At 64.0% G+C, this 12,840-nt stretch carries 11 protein-coding genes and 1 tRNA gene; 9 read left to right on the top strand and 3 right to left on the bottom strand.

Annotated features, from left to right (window positions below):
* The first annotated feature begins 3 nt into the window (after positions 1-3).
* Positions 4-1,518: a tripartite tricarboxylate transporter permease gene (locus AC3WL2_RS01420; protein WP_102681580.1), complete on the top strand. Its 1,515-nt coding sequence runs from the start codon at positions 4-6 to the stop codon at positions 1,516-1,518.
* Positions 1,511-2,536, top strand: a complete 1,026-nt coding sequence (locus tag AC3WL2_RS01415) for an AbrB family transcriptional regulator (protein WP_102681579.1) — start codon at positions 1,511-1,513, stop codon at positions 2,534-2,536. Before AC3WL2_RS01420 ends, AC3WL2_RS01415 begins: the two co-directional genes overlap by 8 nt.
* Positions 2,537-2,571: 35 nt before the next feature.
* Here the strand turns inward: AC3WL2_RS01415 and ung are convergent, their stop codons facing one another.
* Positions 2,572-3,264 carry a uracil-DNA glycosylase gene (gene ung / locus AC3WL2_RS01410; RefSeq protein WP_102681578.1) on the bottom strand — a complete coding sequence of 231 codons (693 nt, stop codon included), beginning with the start codon at positions 3,262-3,264 and terminating at the stop codon, positions 2,572-2,574.
* A gap of 128 nt (positions 3,265-3,392) precedes the next feature.
* Between ung and dspII the strand changes: the two genes are divergently transcribed.
* On the top strand, positions 3,393-4,499 hold the full coding sequence (gene dspII / locus AC3WL2_RS01405; RefSeq protein ID WP_102681577.1) for an enoyl-CoA hydratase/isomerase DspII: 1,107 nt from the start codon (positions 3,393-3,395) through the stop codon (positions 4,497-4,499).
* A gap of 27 nt (positions 4,500-4,526) precedes the next feature.
* Here the strand turns inward: dspII and AC3WL2_RS01400 are convergent, their stop codons facing one another.
* Positions 4,527-4,961: a hypothetical protein gene (locus tag AC3WL2_RS01400; protein ID WP_102681576.1), complete on the bottom strand. Its 435-nt coding sequence runs from the start codon at positions 4,959-4,961 to the stop codon at positions 4,527-4,529.
* Positions 4,962-5,173: 212 nt separating this feature from the next.
* Between AC3WL2_RS01400 and AC3WL2_RS01395 the strand changes: the two genes are divergently transcribed.
* The 5 genes from AC3WL2_RS01395 to AC3WL2_RS01375 all read left to right on the top strand — a co-directional run bounded on the left by AC3WL2_RS01395 (position 5,174) and on the right by AC3WL2_RS01375 (position 9,057).
* The gene (locus tag AC3WL2_RS01395) at positions 5,174-6,664 is read left to right on the top strand and encodes a sensor domain-containing diguanylate cyclase (protein ID WP_102681575.1); all 1,491 of its coding nucleotides are present in this window, start codon (positions 5,174-5,176) and stop codon (positions 6,662-6,664) included.
* Positions 6,657-6,878 carry a cysteine-rich CWC family protein gene (locus tag AC3WL2_RS01390; protein WP_102681574.1) on the top strand — a complete coding sequence of 74 codons (222 nt, stop codon included), beginning with the start codon at positions 6,657-6,659 and terminating at the stop codon, positions 6,876-6,878. The genes AC3WL2_RS01395 and AC3WL2_RS01390 overlap by 8 nt, the downstream gene beginning before the upstream one ends.
* A gap of 32 nt (positions 6,879-6,910) precedes the next feature.
* Entirely contained in the window at positions 6,911-7,603 is a 693-nt protein-coding gene (locus tag AC3WL2_RS01385) for a pseudouridine synthase (RefSeq protein ID WP_102681573.1), read from the top strand.
* Between the two features lie 379 nt (positions 7,604-7,982).
* The gene (locus AC3WL2_RS01380) at positions 7,983-8,867 is read left to right on the top strand and encodes an alpha/beta fold hydrolase (protein ID WP_102681572.1); all 885 of its coding nucleotides are present in this window, start codon (positions 7,983-7,985) and stop codon (positions 8,865-8,867) included.
* Positions 8,868-8,983: 116 nt separating this feature from the next.
* Positions 8,984-9,057 (top strand) — tRNA-Gly (locus tag AC3WL2_RS01375).
* A gap of 118 nt (positions 9,058-9,175) precedes the next feature.
* Here the strand turns inward: AC3WL2_RS01375 and AC3WL2_RS01370 are convergent.
* Entirely contained in the window at positions 9,176-10,708 is a 1,533-nt protein-coding gene (locus AC3WL2_RS01370; protein WP_102681571.1) for a Fic family protein, read from the bottom strand.
* A gap of 401 nt (positions 10,709-11,109) precedes the next feature.
* Here AC3WL2_RS01370 and AC3WL2_RS01365 point away from each other — a divergent pair, with 401 nt between their 5' ends.
* Positions 11,110-12,810 carry a SulP family inorganic anion transporter gene (locus AC3WL2_RS01365; RefSeq protein ID WP_102681570.1) on the top strand — a complete coding sequence of 567 codons (1,701 nt, stop codon included), beginning with the start codon at positions 11,110-11,112 and terminating at the stop codon, positions 12,808-12,810.
* Positions 12,811-12,840: the final 30 nt, after the last annotated feature.

Here is a 12,840-nt window from a genome sequence, read left to right as displayed (position 1 = left end):
CACATGGATACCTTGAGCTACCTGGGCCAGGGCTTCGGCGTCGCCCTGAGCCCGTACAACCTGGTCACCGCCCTGACCGGCACCCTGATCGGCACCGTGGTCGGCCTGCTGCCGGGCCTGGGCCCGATCAACGGCGTGGCCCTGCTGATCCCCATCGCCTTCGCCCTCGGCCTGCCGCCGGAGTCGGCGCTGATCCTGCTGGCCGCGGTGTACCTGGGCTGCGAGTACGGCGGACGGATCAGCTCGATCCTGCTGAACATCCCGGGCGAAGCCTCCACCGTGATGACCACCCTCGACGGCTACCCCATGGCCCGCCAGGGCCTGGCCGGCGTGGCCCTGTCGCTGTCGGCCTGGAGCTCGTTCATCGGTGCCCTCATCGCCACCTGCGGCATGGTGCTGTTCGCCCCGCTGCTGGCGAAATGGGCGATCGCCTTCGGCCCGGCGGAGTACTTCGTGCTGATGGTGTTCGCCATCGTCGCCCTCGGCGGCATGGCCGGCGACAAACCGCTGAAGACGTTCATCGCCGCGCTGATCGGCCTGTTCCTCTCGGCGGTGGGCATCGACGCCAACAGCGGCGTGTACCGCTTCACCGGTGACAGCGTGCACCTGGCCGACGGCATCCAGTTCGTGGTGCTGGTGCTGGGGCTGTTCTCGATCAGCGAGATCCTCCTGCTGCTGGAGAAGACCCACCATGGCCATGTGGCGGTCAAGGCCACCGGGCGCATGCTGTTCAACTTCAAGGAAGCGGCCTCGGTATTCTTCGTCAACGTTCGTTGCGGCCTGCTCGGCTTCTTCATGGGCGTGTTGCCGGGCGCTGGCGCGACCCTGGCCAGTGCCGTGGCGTACATGACCGAGAAACGCATCGCCGGCGACAAAGGCAAGTTCGGCAAGGGCGACGCACGTGGCCTGGCAGCCCCGGAAACCGCCATCGGCGCCTCCTGCTGCGGCGCCCTGGTACCGATGCTGACCCTGGGCGTGCCAGGCTCGGGCACCACTGCGGTGATGATCGGCGCCCTGACGCTGTACAACATCACCCCCGGCCCGCTGTTGTTCGAACAGCAACCGGACATCGTCTGGGGCCTGATCGCCTCGCTGTTCATCGCCAACATCATGCTGGTGATCCTGAACATCCCGATGATCCGCATCTTCACCCGCATCCTCGCCGTGCCGAACTGGGCACTGGTGCCGGTGATCGCGATCATCACCGCGATCGGCGTGTACGCGGTGCATGCCACCACCTTCGACCTGTTCCTGATGGTCGGCATCGGCATCATGGGCTACATCCTGCGCAAGCTGGACTTCCCGCTGTCGCCGATCCTGCTGGGCTTCATCCTCGGCGGCTTGATGGAACAGAACCTGCGCCGCGCGCTGTCGATCTCCAACGGCGAACTGGGCATCCTCTGGTCGAGCCCGATCAGCATGGGCGTGTGGGTGCTGGTGGTGTGCATGCTGAGCCTGCCGCTGCTGCGCAGCTGGCGCAAACGTGCCCTGCAGCGCCGGGCCATGGCCGATGCCTGACCGGTCGTTGCCGCTGTTCTGGGCCACCGGGCTGGTCGGCCTTGCGGGCGGTTTTGCCGCCAGCAAGGTCGGCTGGCCCTTGCCCTGGATGGTCGGCTCCTTGCTGGCGATCATCCTGGTGCGCTGCCTGACCCCCTGGCAGCTCAGTGAAATCCCCAATGGCCGCAAATGCGGGCAATGGATCATCGGTATCGGCATCGGCCTGCACTTCACCCCGGCGGTGATCGAACAGGTGGCCAGCCACTTCGCGCTGATCTTCTTCGGCGCGCTGTTCACCACGCTGTCCAGCGTGATCAGTGTCTGGCTGCTGCGGCGCACCGGTGAAGACCGGGCGACGGCGTTCTTCGCCAGCATGCCGGGCGGCTCGGGCGAGATGGTCAACCTCGGCGCGCGCAATGGCGCGGTGCTCAGCCAGGTGGCCGCGGCGCAGAGCCTGCGGGTGCTGGCGGTGGTGCTGTGCGTGCCGGCGCTGTTCAAACTGCTGCTGGGCGATGGCGTGCCGCTGAACCATGCGGGCAGCGTGAGCTGGGGCTGGCTGGCGTTGATAGCGCCGCTTGGGGTGCTCATGGCACTGCTGTGGCAACGCCTGCGCCAACCCAACCCCTGGCTGTTCGGGCCGTTGCTGGTGGCTGCCGGCGCAAGCCTGGCGGGTAACCTGCAGATCGGCCTGCCCAACGGCGCCAGCCAGATCGGCCAGTGGTTGATCGGCAGTGGCCTGGCCTGCCACTTCAACCGCGCGTTCTTCCGCCGGGCGCCGTCGTTCCTGGGGCGCACCCTGCTGGCCACGGCGTTGTGCATGTTGATCGCCGCCGGCGCGGCCTGGGCGCTGAGCCTGCTGACGCACCTGGACCTGCGCTCGCTGACGCTGGGCATGATGCCCGGGGGCATCGCCGAGATGAGCCTGACGGCCGAGACCTTGCAACTGTCGGTGCCGCTGGTAACGGCGCTGCAGGTGATGCGCTTGCTGTTCGTGCTGTTCCTGGCCGAGCCGTTGTTCCGGCAGTGGGCCAGGCTCTGAGCAGGAAGGGCCGCTTCGCGGCCCTCTTTTTCAGCTCACAACGGCGGCAACGCCCAATTGATCGGCGCCATCCCGCGCTGCTCGAGGAAGCTGTTGGTGCGGCTGAAATGCCCGCAACCAAAGAACCCACGGTAGGCCGACAACGGCGACGGGTGCACCGACTTGAGCACCAGGTGCTTGCTGGCATCGATCAGCTTCTGCTTGCTCTGCGCATGCGCGCCCCACAGCAGGAACACCACATTCGGGCACTGCTCGCTGACCACCTGGATGATCCGGTCGGTGAAGAACTCCCAGCCCTTCTTCGCATGCGAAGCCGCATTGGCCCGCTCCACGGTCATGGTGGTGTTGAGCAGCAACACGCCCTGCTCCGCCCAGCTTTGCAGGTAGCCGTGGCTGGGGATCGGCAGGTTGAGGTCGCGCTGCAGCTCCTTGTAGATATTGACCAGCGACGGCGGCGCGGCGATGCCCGGCTGCACCGAGAAGCACAGGCCATGGGCCTGGCCCGGGCCGTGGTACGGGTCCTGGCCGAGGATGACCACCTTGACCTGCTCCAGCGGCGTGGAGTTGAGGGCGTTGAAGATCAATGGCCCGGGCGGGTAGATCTCCTTGCCGGCGGCGTATTCGCCGCGCAGGAACTCGCGTAGCTGATGCATGTAGGGCTGGTCGAACTCGGCACGCAGCGCGGCTTTCCAGCTGGGCTCGAGTTTGATGCGATCATCGTCGGTCATGGGGGCATCCAAAAGCAAAGTGCCGCGACACTAGGAAAGCCTGGCCGGCTTGTCAATCGATCCGACCGACGACCGGCAGCTTCGGCGCGGCAGGCCATACTGAGGGGATGATTTGCGCGAGGTAGCCCATGTCCATTCAATGCGAGGTACTGACCGGCGCCGACGGCGCCCGTATCGGCATCGCCACCCTGGACGCGCCCAAGGCGCTCAATGCCCTGACGTTGCCCATGATCGAAGTGCTCGACGAACGGCTGCGCGGCTGGGCCAGCGACCCCGGGATCGTCTGCGTGCTGCTGCGCGGCAACGGGCCAAAGGCCTTCTGTGCCGGCGGCGACGTGCGGGCCCTGGTCCAGGCCTGCCGCGAACACCCCGGTAGCGTGCCACCGCTGGCTGCGACCTTCTTCGCCCGTGAATACCGTCTCGACTATCACCTGCACACCTATCCCAAGCCTCTGCTGTGCTGGGGCCATGGTCATGTGCTGGGCGGCGGCATGGGCCTGCTGCAAGGCGCCGCGGTGCGCATCGTCACTCCCAGCAGCCGCCTGGCCATGCCCGAAATCAGTATCGGCCTGTATCCCGACGTTGGCGCCAGCTGGTTCCTGGCCCGCCTGCCCGGCAAGCTTGGCCTGTTCCTGGGGCTCACCGGCGCGCCCCTCAATGCCCGCGACGCGCTGGACCTGGGCCTCGCCGACCGCTTCCTGGGCGAGCATCAGCAGGAGGCGCTGATCGAAGAGCTGTTGCAGTTGAACTGGCAGGAGCAGACCGCCCTGCAGCTCAACAGCCTGCTCAAGGCCGAACAGCACCGTGCCTGCGTGGAGCTTCCCGAAGGGCAATGGCTGGCACGTCGGGCCGTGATCGACGAAGTGCTCGACGTGGCCGACCCCGTCGCGGCCTGGCGCGCTCTGGCCGGCCTGGCCCGGCATGCCGATCCGTTGCTGGCGGCGGCGGGTCAACGCTTGCATGAGGGCTGCCCGTTGACGGCGCACCTGGTGTGGGAACAGATCCGTCGGGCTCGGTACCTTTCGCTGACCCAGGTGTTCCAGATGGAGTACACGATGAGCCTGAACTGTTGCCGTCACCCGGAGTTCAGCGAAGGGGTGCGCGCGCGCCTGCTGGACAAGGACAACACCCCGCACTGGCACTGGCCGGATGTGGCGCAGGTGCCAGCGGCGGTGGTGGAGGCGCATTTCAGCAAGGTCTGGGAGGGGCGGCATCCGTTGGCGGAACTGGGATGACGCATCGCGGGGCGTGTCCGCACTCGGTCAACGCGACCAGCCCCGCTCGCCACCTCGCCCGCCGTCTGGTCGACGGTCGCGATTACCCTGCCCGTTCGAATGCCAGCGATCACCTCGGCGATCATCATTGCGATAGTCGTGGCGGTCGCGATCGCGCCCATAGTCGTAGCGCTGGCGGTTGCCATAGTCGTAGCGCGGGTTGCCTTGCCAGCGCGGCTGCACGCCGGGTGCCGGATACGGGCGGTACTGTGGCACTGGTGCGGGCCGGTAGTAACGCGGCGCGGGCTGGTAGTAATAGCGTGGCTGCGGCGCCACATAGTAGCGATCCTGGCGGTAGCCAGGGTAAACATAGCGATCGCTGGTGTAGTAGTCACGGCGGTAGTAGCCGTTGCCCGCATAGTAAGGGGCGCAGGCGGATGTCAGCAGTCCAAGCAGGACGATGAGCAGGATTCGTGGGTACATGGCGGCCTCCTGGACCGCAGGGGTGCCCGGCACAGCGGCGCTGGCGGGCGTCGACGGCAATGCGTTCATCGACACTGGATAAGACAGTCGCGCCAGGGTTCGGTGCCATTTCTGCAACAAATTGAAACAGGTCGTATAACCCTGAAAAACATGCAGTCATTTTTCGGTCATCTCACTAGAATGTGGCCACCGGCACACTTCACGGGAAGATCATGCCTTCGCCCTCCGCCCTGTTCTCGCAACGCTCGCTGATCCTCGCCCTGCTGCTGTTGCTGGCCTGCGGCTTCCTGGCCACCTCGCTGCTGAGCTACTACGCCTCGCGCGGGGCGATCCGCGACGTGATCGTCAACACCGAACTGCCGCTGACCTCCGACACGGTCTATTCGGAAATCCAGAAAGACCTGATTCGCCCGGTGCTGATCTCATCGATGATGGCCCAGGACACCTTCCTGCGGGACTGGGTACTGGGCGGCGAACAGGACACCACGCGCGTCACCCGCTACCTGGGCGAAGTGATGGGCAGCCAGGTCACCTGCACCAGCTTCTTCGTTTCCGACCGCAGCCTCACCTACTACCAGGCCAAGGGCGTACTCAAGCAGGTACGCCCCGATGCCTGGCGCGACGCCTGGTACTTCCGCCTGCGCCAGTCGAACAAACCCTACGAGATCAATGTCGACCTGGACATGGCCAACCAGGACAAGCTCACCGTGTTCATCAACCACCGCGTGCTCGACTACCAGCAACGCTTCATCGGGGCCGCCGGGGTGGGCTTGAGCGTGGAGTCGGTGGTACGCCTGATCGACGACTATCAACGCAGGTACCAGCGTTCGGTGCTGTTCACCGATGCCCAGGGCAAGGTCCTGCTGACCGGATCCGACGGTGGCCCCCACGGCTTGCGCGCCGGCCAGCAATTGGCCGACAGCAACCAGTGGCAGGCGTTGCTGGCGCGCATGCCGACACCCGCCACCGGCAGCCATGAGTACACCGACAACGACGGCCACAGCCACTTCCTCAACGTGCGCCTGCTGCCGGAGCTGGGCTGGTACCTGCTGGTGGACAAGCGCGAGACCGGCGCCCTGGAGCGCATCCGCCAGTCGCTGTACCTGAACCTGGCGATCTGCGCGATGATCACCCTGGTCGTGCTGTCACTGCTCAACGCCATGGTCAAGCGCCACCAGGACAACGCCGAGGCGCTGGCCACCCTCGACAGCCTCACCGGCCTGCCCAACCGCCGCAGCTTCGACCTGCTGGCCGGCCAGGCGCTGGTCGAGGCCCAGCGCGACAGCGCGCCGCTGGTCGCCCTGCTGATCGACCTCGATCATTTCAAGGCCCTCAACGACACCCATGGCCACCTGGCCGGCGACGAAGTGCTGCGCCAGTTCGCCAATGTGCTGCAGGGCAGCCTGCGTCAGTCCGATATACTCTGCCGCTGGGGCGGCGAGGAGTTCATCGTGCTGCTGCGTGAAGCCGAAGGCCGCCAGGCCATAGAAGTGGCGGAGAAGATCCGTCGGCGCACCGAGCAGCTGACCTTCAGCTATGCCGACCAGCCACTGCGCCTGACCGCGAGCATCGGCCTGTCCGCCCTGCAGCGCGGCGACAGCCTGCACAGTCTGCTGACCCGCGCCGACCACGCCCTCTATCGTGCCAAACAAGGCGGACGCAACCGCGTCTGCAGCGAGATGCCCGGAACCGACCATGCCTGACCCCCAACGCTGCCCCGCCTGCGGCGCCCTCAACCAATGCGGCCTGGCCGACCCGCGCAACGCCACGCAAGGCTGCTGGTGCTTCGAGGTGGACATCGACTCGGCAGTCATCGAAGCCCTGCCCGCCGAACTGCGCAACAAGGCCTGCCTGTGCCCGCGCTGCGCACAGGTGGACGCACAGCTCAAGGCAGCGCAAGCGCGCACGATCCGTTAGACTGCGCGCCGGTTTCCTGCAAGCGGCCCACCATGCGCCTCGACCGATTCCTCGGCAACCTGCCCTGCTACAACCGCCAGCAAGTGCGTCTGCTGCTGGCGCAACGGCGTGTGCGCGTGGACGGCGTGGCAACCGCCGACCCGCTGTTGGAGGTGCGTGAATTCAGCCGCGTCGAAGTGGACGAGCAGGTACACCAGGCCGGGCGCCCGGCACGCTACCTGATGCTGCACAAGCCCAGCGGTTGCGTCAGCGCCACCCAGGACCCACAGCACCGCACCGTGCTCGACCTGCTACCGGCGGTGCTGCGCGATGAGCTGCACATCGCCGGGCGCCTGGACTACAACACCACCGGACTGATGATCCTGACCAATGATGGCCACTGGTCGCGGCGCCTGACCCAGCCACGGACCAAGCAGCCCAAGACCTATCTGGTGCACACCGAGGACGAGATTGGTGCGCACTACATCGACAAGTTCCGTGAAGGGTTCTACTTCGCCTTCGAAGACCTCACCACCCTGCCCGCGCAGCTGGATATCCTCGGCCCGCGCAGCGCGCGCCTGACCATCGTCGAGGGCCGCTATCACCAGGTGAAGCGGATGTTCGGACACTTCCAGAACAAGGTGGTGGGGCTGCATCGGGAAAGCATGGGGTCGATCACACTGGACCCGATATTGCATCCTGGAGAGTTCAGGGCGCTGACCGACGAGGAAATCGCCTCGGTCTGAGCGGATCAGCATTCGGCGGTTTCCCACGAAAGATTTCCTCCAACGGCACTTGCGCGATCCTGCCCGCGCTGCTTGACTGCTAACTCGTCGGTCTGCATGTGACCAACCAGTCACAACCGTAGTCCAAGACGCCCTTTACCGGCCACCCGGGGTCTCGATGCCCTGGGGCACGGTAATCGCCCGCCAAAACAATACCGTCGACACCAACGTCAAGGATCGACACAAGGGCCCACCGGTTTTCAGTTCCAGGCGAATGCCTACCTGTCATAAAGCACGTGCACCCTGATGGCCAGTCCGGTCGGTTCGGCGCCAGTCCGCCAAACGACCACGCAGGCCACCAGGTGACGCGGATACCCTTTTTGCGCCAGGAGTCGATGACATGAGGCCAGAAATCGCTGTACTTGATATCCAAGGGCAGTACCGGGTTTACACGGAGTTCCATCGCGCGCAGGGCGCCGAGAAGACGATCATCCTGATCAATGGCTCTTTGGCCACCACGGCGTCCTTTGCACAGACAGTGCGCAGCCTGCATCCGCAGTTCAACGTGGTGCTGTACGACCAGCCGTATGCCGGCAAGTCAAAACCCCACAACCGTCATGAACGGTTGCTGACCAAGGAGGCCGAGGCGCATATCCTGCTCGAGTTGATCGAGCATTTCCGTGCCGATCATGTCCTGTCGTTCTCCTGGGGCGGCGCCTGCACCCTGCTGGCCCTGGCGCACCAGCCGCGATTGGTGAAAAAGGCCATCGTCAGCTCGTTCTCGCCGGTGATCAACGAACCGATGCGCGACTACCTGGACCGTGGTTGCCAGTACCTGGCCGCCTGCGACCGCTACCAGGTGGGCAACCTGGTCAACGACACCATCGGCAAGTACCTGCCGTCGCTGTTCAAGCGCTTCAACTACCGGCACGTCAGCAGCCTGGACAGCCATGAGTACGCGCAGATGCTCTTCCACATCAACCAGGTGCTCGATCACGACCTGGAGCGGGCACTGAAGGCCGCGCGCAACATCGATATCCCGGTGTTGTTCATCAATGGCGACCGCGACGAATACACCACCGTCGAGGATGCCCGCCAGTTCAGCCGCCATGTCGGACGCAGCCAGTTCAGCGTGATCCAGGGCGCCGGCCACTTCCTGGACATGGAGCACAAGACCGCCTGCGAGGATACCCGCAATGCCATGCTCGGCTTCCTCAAGCCGGCCCAGCGAGAATCGCGCCAACGCTACGCACAGGAACCGAGCCAGCATGCACTGGCGATCTGAGCGCATCGGCGTCCTGTAGCCCTCGTCAGCCGCAGGCTACGGGCCGCCGAAAGGCTTTTTTACAAGCTTGGGGCTTCTCATTCGAGGAGGGTTCTGGTAAAAAGTCTGGCTTCGAAGCGGGTATAGTTTATTGGTAAAACTATAGCTTCCCAAGCTATTGAGGAGGGTTCGATTCCCTCTACCCGCTCCATCTCGCATTCCCCGCACGACGTTCCATTAACGTCGTCGCTGTCAAAAGGAGCCTCGGCTCCTTTTTTCGTTTCTGCGCTTGAAATTCAAAGCACCGCTGAGAATGCCAAGGTCAATCCTCATTGCCCTTCTCGGTCTTCAAACGCCGACCGAACGGCCTCCACGATTCGCGCTGCGAGGCGCTCGTCGTCGAGCTGCGGATATTGCTTCTTGAGCTTGCCTGAAACATTCCAGCCATTCTCCTTAACCGAGCGAATGATGCGGCTTGCATCCTGGTCGGGCATCTCCACAACATCTTTTAAACGCTCTTGGGCGAGCTGGAAAATGACAAGGATCCTGGCTTCTTCCGCCATCTGCGTTCGAATCGTGTATTCGACGACGCGCGCGGTATAGAGAACATGTGCGGTCAGATCCGGATAGCGCCAGGCGAAGCGCGCATCATCGTAATCGTCGAACTCGAAGTTGCTCGGCGTACCGTCTTCGTAGGCCACAAGCGTGCCAAAGCGACAGGATGCCGCATACCGCCGCATGAAGGGTCGGGAGAACTGCTCCAGTGTCGCATCATAGCCGGCCCGGAACTCGGTCGAGCTGGTAATGGTCGCTGAAACAGGCAATATCACGCCATTCGGAACCGCCTGATCCCGAACCAGAGTGTCGTTGATCAGGAAACGGTGGATTCGCCCATTTCCGTCTCTCATCGGATGGATGTAGACGAAGCCGAACGCCAATGCCGCGGCGCGCGCAAGCGACTCGGCGCCCCGGGTGGCCATCTCGAATTCGTTGAGGCCAGCAAGCATCGGGGCAAGGTCGTCAAAATGAGGGGCGACGTAGTGCACGATGTTCTCGCGCATCGTGGATTGCCCTACAAAAACGGGGGAGCGCCGCAACCCCAGGCCAAATGCATCGTGCCCCAGAATACCTACCTGCAAGAGATGCAGACTTCGGTCACTCAATGGTTCTTCGATATGGCCACAGTGTTGCGCGATGACATGTGCAAAGCGCTGGATGCGGCTGGCTTGGCCTTCCTCTTTTTCAATCAGAAAGCTGGCGCGCGACTCTTTCAACGTCAACCAACTCGCCGTCCGCATCAGGATGTCGGGGCCGAAGGTCTGATCGAGCTCTCCCAAAGCGGCTCTCAGGTCAAACTGCAAGGCTTGCTGCACGGTGTCGGTTCGCCGGATAAGCGGGCAAAACTCAGGCGTGCCTGGCAGATTGTCGTTGACCCGCCAGCGGCGAGATCGAAGCGGCGTCGTGCGGGTCAGGTAGTGGGCGGGCGACACGGCATCGATATAGGCGCCATTGGTCACATCAGGCACATCCAGATGTTGCCCCGTCAGCCACTCGTATAGAAAACCGGTGCGCCGAGCGTACTGGCCAAAAGGGGAACGCCGGCACCAAGCTTCGACTGGCTCGGGTCCTATAACGGCAAACAGGCGGGCGAAGAACTCGAGGTGAATCTCCTCGTATTTGAGCCCGAATTCGAAGTGGCCTGCAAAATCGTCGTCGGGCCGATAGTTGGGCGGAAACCTGTTTTCTACTTGACTACCGGTATCGCGGCTTGCTCGCACGGTGCCGATGGCCGAATCGACGCGCAGAGGTTGTACCGGATTAACTCCGTACCGAGTAGCTAACGCTTTGAAACCGACCTGCATGGGAAAACCTCTACCGGAAGCCCAAAAACGCTAATTTTTTTGACTATCACCGCAAAACGATACCGCCAGCCGTCAGACGCAAAAATACTACGGAGCACGCAAATTCGCTACCGATCCAGATAGTTTACTCCAAAACGATAATGAAAGCGCTCCTCGCGAATTCCTTCGCCACTCATCTCCGCTGCCCGAAGTTTGCCCTATAACCGTTCGATTCACTCTCCCGCTCCAACTCGTATTCCGTCCACGTCGTCTCTGTCAAAAGGAGCGTCGACTGCTTTTTCGTTTCCAACGTGCCTTTGTTGATCTGGCCCATAGCCATCGCCGCGCCAATTGGCTTGAATGCCCAGTCGTTCGTGGCGCCTGACCGCTACGCTTTGTGAAACACATCCAAAGGACTGCGCATGTTTCTCTCCCGCTGGCTACCGGGCCTGGCCAACCTGCTGCACTACCGCCGCGAGTGGTTCCATGCTGACCTGCAGGCCGGCCTGTCGGTGGCCGCGATCCAGATCCCCATCGCCATCGCCTATGCGCAGATCGTCGGCCTGCCGCCACAGTACGGCTTGTATGCCTGCGTGCTGCCGATGATGGTCTATGCCCTGGTCGGCAGTTCACGGCAATTGATGGTCGGCCCGGACGCCGCCACCTGCGCCATGATCGGCGGCGCCGTGGCACCGCTGGCCATGGGCGACCCGCAACGCATCGCCGAGCTGTCGGTGATCGTCACCGTGCTGGTGGGCGTGATGCTGATCGCCGCCGGGGTGGCGCGGGCCGGCTTCATCGCCAGCTTCTTCTCGCGGCCGATCCTCATCGGCTACCTCAACGGCATCGGCCTGAGCCTGCTCGCCGGGCAGTTGTCGAAGGTGGTGGGTTTCAAGATCGAAGGCGACGGTTTCATCCTCAGCCTGATCAACTTCTTCCAGCGCCTGGGCGAGATCCACTGGCTGACGCTGGCCATTGGCCTGGCCGGCCTGGGCCTGCTGATCTGGTTGCCACGGCGCTATCCGCGGCTGCCGGCGGCGCTGGTGACCGTGGTGGTATTCACAGCCCTGGCCGGACTGTTCGGCCTGGACCGTTTCGGCGTGGCGATCCTCGGCCCGGTGCCGGCGGGCATTCCCGAGCTGGCCTGGCCACAGAGCTCTCTTGCGGAAACCAAGAGCCTGCTGCGCGACGCCCTGGGTATCGCCACCATCAGTTTCTGCAGCGCCATGCTCACCGCCCGCAGCTTTGCCGCCCGCCACGGCTACGCGATCAACGCCAACCATGAGTTCCTGGCCCTGGGCGTGAGCAACCTGGCCGCCGGTATCTCCCAGGGCTTCGCCATCAGCGGCGCCGACTCGCGCACCGCGGTCAACGACATGGTCGGCGGCAAGAGCCAGCTGGTGGGCATCATCGCAGCCCTGGTGATCGCCTTGATCCTGCTGTTCTTCACCGCGCCCATGGCCTGGATTCCCCAGGCGGCGCTGGGTGCCGTGCTGCTGATGGCCGGCTGGGGGTTGATCGACGTGAAGTCGCTCAAGACCATCCGCAAGCTCAGCCGTTTCGAGTTCTGGCTGTGCCTGCTGACCACAGTCGGCGTACTCGGCCTGGGCGTGTTGCCGGGCATCGTGTTCGCCGTGACCCTGGCCATCCTGCGCCTGCTCTACAGCATCTATCAGCCCACCGACGCCGTGCTTGGCTGGGTGCCGGGCATCGAAGGCCAAGTGGACGTGCGCCAGCACAAGGATGCCCGTACCGTGCCAGGCCTGGTGGTGTACCGCTTCGACGATGCGATCCTGTTCTTCAACGCCGACTACTTCAAGATGCGCCTGCTCGAAGCCGTGCAGAACGTGGAAAAAACCCAGGTGGTGCTGTTCGATGCCGAAGCGGTGACCAGCATCGACGTCAGCGGCATCGCCGCCCTGCGCGAGGTACGCGACACCCTCGCCGCCCAGGGCATCCATTTCGCCATCGCCCGCGCCCGTGGCACTTTCCTGCGCATGCTGGTGCGTTCCGGGATGGCGCGGGAGCTGGAGGAGAAACTGCTGTTCGGCTCGGTCCGGGCGGGGATTCGGGCGTATCGGGTATGGCGCAACAGGGCTCGGCGGGAGGGTGCTGCGGATTGAGGGAGGGGGTGGCTTGCGATCCCACTTGGG

This window comes from Pseudomonas sp. FW305-96 (assembly GCF_058783825.1).
The sequence above is the reverse complement of the archived record's forward strand: the minus strand, read 5'-3'. Positions and strand labels throughout refer to the sequence as shown.